The 10,439-nt window shown below is 61.4% G+C and carries 4 protein-coding genes; all 4 read left to right on the plus strand.

Going from position 1 to position 10,439, the window contains the following annotated elements:
* Nucleotides 1-1,994 (plus strand): beta strand repeat-containing protein (locus tag ACFQ6Y_RS14300; RefSeq protein ID WP_378633605.1); only part of this gene is annotated, 1,994 nt, incomplete at its 5' end.
* Between the two features lie 212 nt (nt 1,995-2,206).
* Nucleotides 2,207-5,083: a beta strand repeat-containing protein gene (locus tag ACFQ6Y_RS14305; RefSeq protein WP_378633608.1), complete on the plus strand. Its 2,877-nt coding sequence runs from the start codon at nt 2,207-2,209 to the stop codon at nt 5,081-5,083.
* A gap of 30 nt (nt 5,084-5,113) precedes the next feature.
* Nucleotides 5,114-7,987, plus strand: coding sequence for a beta strand repeat-containing protein (locus ACFQ6Y_RS14310; protein ID WP_378633611.1), 2,874 nt, complete (start codon nt 5,114-5,116; stop codon nt 7,985-7,987).
* A gap of 91 nt (nt 7,988-8,078) precedes the next feature.
* The coding region (locus ACFQ6Y_RS14315; RefSeq protein WP_378633613.1) for a beta strand repeat-containing protein at nt 8,079-10,439 on the plus strand (2,361 nt) is incomplete at its 3' end.

A 10,439-nucleotide genomic window follows, 5' to 3' on the forward strand; every position in this document is an offset into this window, starting at 1 on the left:
AGTTCAAGTCGAACGGCACGGCGATCGGTTCTCCGGTGACGGTGACTGGCGGTGTTGCGACATTGAGCCATACGTTCGATACCGCTGGCGCGCAGAGTGTTACCGCTGACTTCGCCGCCGGCGCTGGCTTCGTCAGCTCGTCGGCATCTGCCCAGACCGTCACTGTCTCCGATCCGGCTCCGGTCGATGTCGAGACCACGACGTCACTCTCGGTCCCGGCTACGGCGATTACCGGTACTGCTGTTGATCTGACCGCAACGGTGGCTCCGAACACTGCTGTGGGTACTGTGCAGTTCAAGTCGAACGGCACGGCCATTGGTTCACCGGTGGCAGTCTCCGCGGGTGTTGCGACTCTGTCGCACGCGTTCGATGCTGCTGGTGCTCAGAGTGTTACGGCTGATTTCACTGCTGGCGCTGGGTTTGTGAGTTCCTCGGCGTCTGCTCAGACGGTGACGGTGTCCGATCCGGCTCCGGTTGATGTCGAGACGACGACGTCACTGTCGGTTCCGGCTGCGGCGATTACCGGTGCGGCGGTTGATCTGACCGCGACGGTTGCTCCCTCGAACGCTGTGGGTACGGTGCAGTTCAAGTCGAACGGCACGGCGATCGGTTCTCCGGTTGCAGTTGCTTCGGGTGTTGCGACTCTGTCGCATGCGTTTGATGTTGCTGGTGCTCAAAGTGTTACCGCTGATTTCAGCGCTGGCGCAGGGTTTGTGAGTTCGTCGGCATCTGCCCAGACCGTCACTGTCTCCGATCCGGCTCCGGTGGATGTGGAGACGACGACGTCGTTGTCGGTTCCCGCGACGGCGATCACGGGCACGGCGGTTGATCTGACGGCCACGGTTGCTCCGAACACTGCTGTGGGCACGGTGCAGTTCAAGTCGAACGGCACGGCGATCGGTTCGCCGGTTGCAGTTGCTTCGGGTGTTGCGACGCTGTCGCATGCGTTCGATACCGCTGGCGCTCAGAGTGTTACGGCTGACTTCACCGCCGGTGCTGGGTTTGTGAGTTCGTCGGCGTCTGCTCAGACGGTGACGGTGTCGGATCCGGCTCCGGTGGATGTCGAGACGACGACGTCGTTGTCGGTTCCGGCTACGGCGATCACAGGTGCGGCTGTTGATCTGACTGCGACGGTTGCTCCTTCCACTGCTGTGGGTTCGGTGCAGTTCAAGTCGAATGGTGTTGCGATCGGTTCTCCGGTTGCAGTTGCGTCGGGTGTTGCGACGCTGTCGCATGCGTTCGATATTGCTGGTGCGCAAAGTGTTACGGCTGACTTCACCGCAGGCGCTGGCTTCGTCAGTTCGTCGGCATCTGCCCAGACCGTCACTGTCTCCGATCCGGCTCCGGTCGACAAGGCGACGAAGACGGTTCTGAGCGTTCAGGGTGAAGCCAAGGTCGGACTCCCTGTCGATCTCTTCGCGACAGTGTCCGAAGATCCCTCGGATGCCCTGGTGCCGTCCGGTGGAACGGTCCAGTTCAAGATCGGTGGAGTCGATCAGGGCGCCCCGGTCGCGGTTGTGGACGGAGTTGCCAAGCTGCCGCACGTATTCGGAGCAGAAGGCACCTTTGCAGTCTCGGCCGTATTCAGTGGATCCGGTGTGTTCATTTCATCCACTGCGGAATCCGTCGACGTCAACGTCACCGTTCCGACCCCGTCGGATGTCGAGAGCTCTACGTCGTTGACGGCTCCGTCTTCGGCAAAGGTCGGCACCTCGGTGCAGCTGAAGGCTGTGGTCAGTTCTTCCGGTGCTACGTCGGGAACCGTCCAGTTCTTTGACGGAACGACTCCGATCGGGTCAGCTGTTGATGTTGTAGGTGGGCAGGCTGTGTTGAGCCACACCTTCACCACGACCGGCAATCATTCGATCACCGCGGTTTACAGCGGAGCCCAGGGAGTTACGGGTTCCACGTCGACTGCATCGGTTGTGAACGTCGGTAACGGGGGTGGAGGCTCCGGTTCGCTCGGATCGCTGTCGCTGCCGTTCGGTTCCTGATTCTCCGATGATGTGATGCCCCTTGCGCCCATGGGTGCAAGGGGCATTGCACTGCCGAAAGACTCGGCGATTGGTCGTTAGCGTAGGTATCGGCAATTTATGAATGTTTGTCCGAAAAAACTGATACACGTGCTACTTTTGGCGGGTACTGTACGGGCGTCCAGCTTCAATCCTGATTTTCGCTCTGTTCGAGTATTCCGAGAGAAGAACCAATGCACATCTCGACGCTCCGGCACTGCGCCGCGCCTCTGACCGGCGCTGCCCTGGTGGCCGGGATGCTGCTTATAGGTGGTGGGCAGGCTGCTGCGCAGACCACCACGACCTCATTCAAAAGTACGTGTCGCGCATCGGCGGCCATCAACGTCGACAAGACCAAAGACGATTCAGTCATCGTCAATGCGCCGACCACAGTGGTATCCGGAGAGACATTCACTTTCACGATCCAGCCTGGCCCGGCTTCATACCCGGACAGTGATTCCGGCGCGACGACCAGCAATCTGTCGAGGTTGAAGTTCGATTTCGAGATTCCGAACAACACGACATTCGTTCAGGCCGCTGTGCTGCCGAACACGGGTAAGAACCTCGATGGGGTTCCGGCAGGCGTGCTGAGGATCAACACGTCGGGCTCAGCCGATTCGGCAGGGCCTCTGCTTCGACTGTCGGGCAACAACGAAGTGATTGCCAACGGCACTTCGAACAGCACCAACAGCGAAGGGGGCATCCGTGCTCCCAAACTCAAGAAGAATCTGGACGGATCGTCCAACGGCAACGGGGACAGTTGGTTCCAGATGCCGGCCGTCGAGGTAACCGTCGTCGCGGGCACTGCCGGGACGGCAATCACTCCGAAGGTGCGGACGTCCGGCAGCGCCGGAAGTTACAACGCAAGCGAGAATTTCAGCACCCAACTCGCCAAAGCCACCTTCCTCGGTGGAACCCAGTGGGCGCCGACCAAGTGCTCTCCGCGGGACGGAACGGGATCGGGGCTCAACAGCGGGGCAGGCGCGCTGGCGACCATCGCAGTATCGAGTGCTGATGCACCCTCGACCACACAGCTCAACCTACCGGCCTCGACTTACGTAGGCACCGAGATAACCCTGTCTGCGGGCGTTTCCGGTGGAACATCTGGTGGCACGGTTCAGTTCAAGGACGGAGGCAACCCGATCGGTGGACCGGTCGCGGTCGTCAACGGAACCGCCGCACTTCCGTACACCTTCACGACGGCCGGTGACCACAGCGTCACTGCTGAATTCAGCGGCGTACCCGGAGTCTCCGGATCGACATCGGCGGCCAAGGTAATCAAGGTCCAGTCCGCACGCACTGCGACATCGGTGGCAGTGACCGCGCCCGAGAATTCGGCGCTCAACGCGCCAGTGGATTTGAGTGCAACAATCTCACCGACGCCGACGGGTGGCACGGTTCAGTTCAAGGACGGATCGAACAATCTCGGTGCGCCGCAGCAGGTTACCTCCGGGCAGGTCAAGCTGACCACATCCTTCGCAACCCCGGGGCAGCACTCGATAACAGCGATCTACAGCGGAACATCCGAATTTGCGGGCTCGACGTCAACTCCTCAGATCGTGGGAGTCGCAGCGGCAGATTCGGTGACGACAACATTCGTCAACCTTTCCGGGTCAGCCGCGACCGGCGACGAAGTAGCGCTGTCCGCGTCAGTCTTCCCAACACCTACTGGCGGAACGATCCAGTTCAAGGACGGTGGAGTCGATATCGGCGCCCCGGTCGAACTCGTCGGAGGGACCGCAAACCTTACTCACAGTTTCGATTCGGCGGGCAGTCATTCGATCACTGCGATCTACTCGGGAACGGCGGGCTTCACAGCCTCGACATCGCTGCCGAAGACGATCACGATCGATGACGGAATCTCCGGGACCACGACGGTAGTCACCGTGCCGTCATCGGCAACGACCCGGAACCCGGTTGAGTTGCGCGCGGTGATCAGTCCCGCACCAGCGGGTGGCACCGTTCAGTTCGCCGACGCGGGTGTACCGGTCGGTGACCCTGTCGCCGTCGACAACGGCGTAGCGGTCATCACCCATTCCTTTACGACGGCTGGAACGCACGCGATCACCGCGCTCTATTCCGGTGATCCGACGTCCGCCGGATCGGTTTCGGCGGCGCAGAGCATCGAGGTGACGTCCTCCGATGTCGCCACGTCGACAACGGTGACCGTCCCGGCGGCTGCCAGGACCGGTGGCGCAGTAGATCTGAAGGCGTCGGTTGAACCGAAGCCTTCCGGTGGCACCGTTCAGTTCACGGACGCGGGCGCTCCTATCGGATATCCGATCAACGTGGTCGATGGTGTCGCGACGCTCAGCCACGTCTTCACGAATTCCGGGTCTCACGATATTGCCGCTGCGTTCAGCGGAGCTGTCGGATTCGACGGCTCCACGTCCACCCCGGGCACCGTGGAGGTCAGTCTCGCGGATCTCGGCACCGCCACTCTGCTCAGTGTTCCCGGCGAAGCCAAGACCGGCGCCGCCACCGACCTTTGGGCTTCGGTGTTCGAATTGCCGAGTGGGCAGCCTGTTTCGACCGGTGGAACGGTTCAGTTCTCCGATGGAGGGGTCAGCCTGGGTGCGCCCGTCTTCGTATTCGACGGAGTAGCCAAGCTGACACATTCTTTCTCCACTACGGGTGCACACGAGATCATCGCGACCTACAGCGGATCAGAAGGACGTAACGGCTCGACAGCGCAAGCCCGTTCGATCAACGTATCGGAGGCGACCGCGTCGGACATCTCGACCGCCACCGTCATATCCGTACCCGGCACAGTCACGGTGGGTTCACAAATATCGTTGAGCGCCAACGTCATCGCCTCGGAGACTGCCGGTGGAACCGTGCAGTTCATGGATGGCAACACACCGATCGGTCAGGCGGTCGTCCTGGTCAACGGCGTTGCCACCGTGGGGCATACCTTCGACAAGGTGGGTGCTCACCCGATTACCGCTGTCTACAGCGGTGCTGCCGGATTCTCTGCCTCGACGTCGGCGGCTACCTCCGTCCTCGTCGAGAAGGCCTCGACCGGCAACGGTGGCGGCGGATCCAGTGATTTTCTTCCGTTCGGTTCCTGACCTTCGTGCGTTGCTAGCTGAGGAGTATTCGTGTCTGTGAGAAGAAGTTCCGCGGTTGTGGTGGCGGCGTTGGTCGGCGGTGTATTGGTCGCGGGTGGTGTTGCTTCGGCAGCTCCGTCGTCATCGCCGCCCGTGGAGAAGAGTGTTGACTTCAAGTTGGGGTGTGACGGCTACGAGCATTTGGCCGTTGACATCTCGGATGTGTTTCATTCGACGGGTGTGACGGTGTCGGCGCCGGAGAAGGTAGTGGCAGGGTCGACGTTCACGTACCGGGTGCAACCGAATGCAATGTCGGTGCCGACAGGTGGCCATGCGGGTCGCAGTGTCGGTAAGTGGACGCGACTCAAGTACGACTTCGACATTCCTTCGGGGGTGTCCTTCGTGGATGCGCGACTGGTGGCAGGTTCATCATCGAATCTGTCAGGTGTGGCTCCGTCGGTGATTCGGATCAACGACGGCGGTTCGCCGGACGGCGCAGGATCACATCTACGTATTTCGGGGAACAACCAGACTGCCGACTCGAACAACAAGGGCAGCAACGGCCCGAGCTCGAGCAAGAACAGCGACGGCGGAATCGAGGTCGCAGCGGGGAATACCTTCCGGTTGCCGGCGATCGATGTGACGGTGGTTGCCGGTGCTGCCGGCAGCACGGTGCAGCCGAAGGTTCGTGCGACCGACGGTGATTCGGGCTCGTTCAACTCCCCGAAAAACGCATTCACCTTCCTGCAGTACGAGACATTGTGGCCGGGGTACTGGGAGCGGTACAACTGCTCGCCGCGTGATTCGAACAATGGCGGATTGAATGCAGGCGGTCAGGCGCTGGCCACCGTCAACGTCGTCACACAGGTGGCGACGACAACAGCCCTGACATCCGGCACGACGGCCACCGTCGGCCAGTCGACGGATCTGGTCGCGCAGGTCTCGCCGGCGCCGACCAGCGGCACCGTTCAGTTCAAGGACGGGGGGACCGACATCGGTGCTCCAGTCACCGTCGTCAATGGTGTTGCCACACTGCCGCATACATTCACTACATCGGGGGGTCATTCCATAACCGCCGCATACGAGGGAGTTCTCGAGTTTCTCGGATCCACGTCGTCAGCACAGACAGTGAACGTGGCGGCACCCAATGAACATACGAGCACGTCGGTAACCGTGCCGGCGAGCGCTGTCGAGCAGACCTCCGTCGACCTGAACGCATACATCTCACCGGCAACCGACGGTGGAACGGTGCAGTTCAAGGACGGTGGGATCGACATCGGAGGCGCGATTCCGGTGACGGCCGGAGCAGCGACGCTTGCCCACACTTTCACCACCACCGGCGCGCATTCGATCACCGCAGTCTATTCCGGCACTGCAGGTTTCGACGGTTCGACCGCAGAGGCGCAGACGATCGACATCTCGAGCTCCACGCAAGACACGACCACGACACTTCAGGTGCCTTCCACCGCGAACAAGGACGCTGCCGTCACCCTGACGGCAACTGTGAACCCGCAACCCAACGGTGGAACCGTCCAGTTCAAGGACGGTGGAGTTGCGATCGACGGCCCGGTTGCCGTGAGTGGCGGAATCGCTTCTCTTGCGCACACGTTCACCGCTACCGGCGCACACAGCATCACTGCCGAGTACTCGGGTGCCGCCGGCTTCGGTGTCTCGGCTTCCCAACCCTCGACCGTCACAGTGGCTCTCGCTCAACAGAACACGTCGACAGTGCTCAACGCGCCGAATGCTGCCTCAACCGGCGCAGCCGTGGATTTGACTGCGGTGGTCTCGCCGACTCCAAGCTCAGGAACCATCCAGTTCAAAGATGGTGCGGCGAACATCGGAAGTGCGGTAACAGTGGTCAACGGGTCGGCGACACTCTCGCATCAGTTCACTACCAACGGTGCGCACAGCATCTCGGCCGTCTATTCCGGCGGTGCAGAATTCGGCGGCTCGATCTCGGCCCCCAAGACAGTGACCGTGTCGACTGCAGCAGCTGGTTCGGTGACTACCGTGACTGTTCCGCTCAGTGCTGACATCGGCAGTGCCGTTGACCTCAAAGCCACTGTGTCTCCTGCGGGCAACGGCGGAACGGTGCAGTTCAAGGATGGCGGTACGAATATCGGCGGCACCATCGCGGTGACAAGCGGTTCAGCGACGCTCAACCACACCTTCACCACGGCCGGTCCGCACGACATCACGGCGGTGTTCTCGGGTACTAACGGAGTGAACGGATCAACGTCCAGTGTTCAGTCCGTCCAGGTGAGTGTCGCCGATCAGGGCTCCGTGACATTGCTCAGTGTGCCCGGTGAAGCGAAAACCGGTGTGGAAACAGACTTGTGGGCGAGCGTTCGGACATCGACTGACGGAATCGTCGGAGAAGGCACCGTGCAGTTCTTCGACGGCGGCGTCGCGATCGGTGGTCCGGAAGCCGTGACGGCTGGCGCTGCCGGCCTGTCGCATACGTTCACGAACACGGGAACTCACAGCATCACCGCGGTGTATTCAGGCGGCTCCGGAATCCTCGGATCAACGGCGCTGGCGCGCACGGTGAACGTCACCGCTCCGGCTCCGTCCGACATCGCAACAGCCACTGGAATCACCGTTCCCGGCAGTTCGACCGTCAACAAGTCGGTAACTCTCTCCGCCACTGTCACTTCGGTGCAGAACGGTGGAACCGTGCAGTTCATGGACGGTGACACACCGATCGGTGAGGCTGTTGCGGTAATCAATGGGATCGCCGCCCTCAACCACACATTCACGACGACCGGTGTGCACTCGATCAAGGCGATTTACAGTGGCGCAGCCGGATTCACGGGATCCACGTCCGATGTCCGCACCGTCCAGGTCAACGAGGTGCCCGGTGACGGAGGTACCGGTTCGCTCGGAACCGGATCGTTGGGGTCCCTTCCGTTCGGTTCCTGATCTGGTCACAGCATCTGCAGTATTCGAATACCGTCGACGGGAGTAGCTATGTCACACCAAGAGTTCTGCGATTCAGGTCGGAGAAGTTTTCATGTCGCGTAACCTGATTCGTCGTGGCATAGCGCTCGTCGGCGTCGCCTCGGTGGCGTTGCTCACGGTCGGTTCCATCTCGGCTACCGTCTCCTCTGCTGCGACGGCAACCGTCTCCGAGGGCAAGTACCGGTTCACACGCAGTTCCAACGTCGACACCGTGTATCTCGGTGACAAGATCACGTACACAACTGCCCTCACCAAGTCCGGTATCGACGGGTACATCAACACCTTCGTCGATGTGCACCCCGCCTGCCTGACGTACGAAACGGGGTCTGCGAAACTGACGCGAGGATCCACGTCGGCGATCACTCCGTCGTCCGTCTCGGGAACGTCAGTCACTGTGACCAATTCCGGCTGGCTGGTCAACGGAAACAATCCGTGGACACTCAGCGTGACGTACCTCGTCACGGATTCTTGCGCGTTCGGTGCACTCGGTGGTGGCGTCACCGCCAGGGGCACCGTGATGGGAAGCAGTGGTTTCGGAGTCTCCGAAGATCATTCCACCATGGGACCATCGGTGACGGTTGCCAAGCGCGACACCACAACTGCGCTGTCGGTGCCGGCCACCGCGACGGTGGGTTCGTCGGTAGACCTGACGGCGACAGTCGGGCCCAACAACGTGCCAGGAACTGTCCAGTTCAAGGACAACGGCAGCAATATCGGGTCCCCTGTCACCGTCAGCGGTGGTGTGGCCACATTGGCTCACTCTTTTGGATCCGCTGGCTCACGTTCTGTCACGGCGGTGTTTACGCCGAGTGCGGTGGCGTACGCGGGTTCGACATCCGTCGCCGCGAACGTGGCAGTCTCGAACCCAGTTCCGGTGGATGTGGAGACGACGACGTCGTTGTCGGTTCCGGCGACGGCGGTTACGGGTACGGCGGTTGATCTGACGGCCACTGTTGCTCCTTCCACTGCTGTGGGCACTGTGCAGTTCAAGTCGAACGGCACGGCGATCGGTTCTCCGGTGACAGTGACTGGCGGCGTTGCGACTCTGTCGCATGCGTTTGATATTGCTGGTGCTCAGAGTGTTACGGCTGACTTCACCGCTGGCGCTGGGTTTGTGAGTTCGTCGGCGTCGGCTCAGACGGTGACGGTGTCTGATCCGGCTCCGGTCGATGTGGTGACGACGACGTCACTCTCGGTTCCGGCTACTGCGGTCACGGGTTCTGCGGTTGATCTGACAGCTACCGTGGCTCCCTCGAACGCTGTCGGTTCGGTGCAGTTCAAGTCGAATGGTGTGGCGATCGGTTCTCCGGTTGCAGTTGCTTCGGGTGTTGCGACTCTGTCGCATGCGTTCGATGTTGCTGGTGCGCAGAGTGTTACGGCTGACTTCACCGCTGGCGCTGGGTTTGTGAGTTCGTCGGCGTCGGCTCAGACGGTGACGGTCTCGGATCCGGCTCCGGTGGATGTGGTGACGACGACGTCGTTGTCGGTTCCGACTACTGCGGTCACGGGTTCTGCGGTTGATCTGACAGCGACGGTTGCTCCGAACAACGCTGTGGGTTCGGTGCAGTTCAAGTCGAACGGCACGGCCATTGGTTCACCGGTCACGGTGACTGGCGGAGTTGCGACATTGAGCCATACGTTCGATGCTGCTGGCGCTCAGGGTGTTACCGCTGACTTCACTGCCGGTGCGGGCTTTGTGAGTTCGTCGGCGTCGGCTCAGACGGTGACGGTGTCCGATCCGGCTCCGGTGGATGTGGTGACGACGACGTCACTGTCGGTTCCGGCTGCGGCGATTACCGGTGCGGCGGTTGATCTGACCGCGACCGTGGCTCCGAGCACTGCTGTCGGCTCGGTGCAGTTCAAGTCGAATGGTGTGGCGATCGGTTCCCCGGTGACTGTTACCGGTGGGTCCGCAATTCTGTCGCATGCGTTCAATGTTGCTGGTGCGCAGAGCGTTACCGCTGACTTCACTGCCGGTGCGGGGTTTGTCAGTTCCTCGGCGTCGGCGCAGACGGTGACCGTGTCGGATCCGGCTCCGGTTGATGTCGAGACCACGACGTCACTCTCGGTCCCGGCTACTGCGGTCACGGGTACTGCGGTTGATCTGACTGCGACGGTGGCTCCGAGCACTGCTGTCGGTTCGGTGCAGTTCAAGTCGAACGGTGCGGCGATCGGTTCTCCGGTGACGGTTTCCGGTGGGACCGCGACTCTGTCGCATTCGTTCGATGCTGCTGGCGCGCAGAGCGTTACCGCTGACTTCACTGCCGGTGCGGGCTTTGTGAGTTCCTCGGCGTCGTCTCAGACCGTCACTGTCTCCGATCCGGCTCCGGTTGATGTCGAGACCACGACGTCACTCTCGGTCCCGGCTACTGCGGTCACGGGTACTGCGGTTGATCTGACTGCGACGGTGGCT

The sequence above is a fragment of the Rhodococcus sp. NPDC056516 genome, assembly GCF_042794655.1.
Taxonomy (GTDB): Bacteria; Actinomycetota; Actinomycetes; order Mycobacteriales; family Mycobacteriaceae; genus Rhodococcus_F.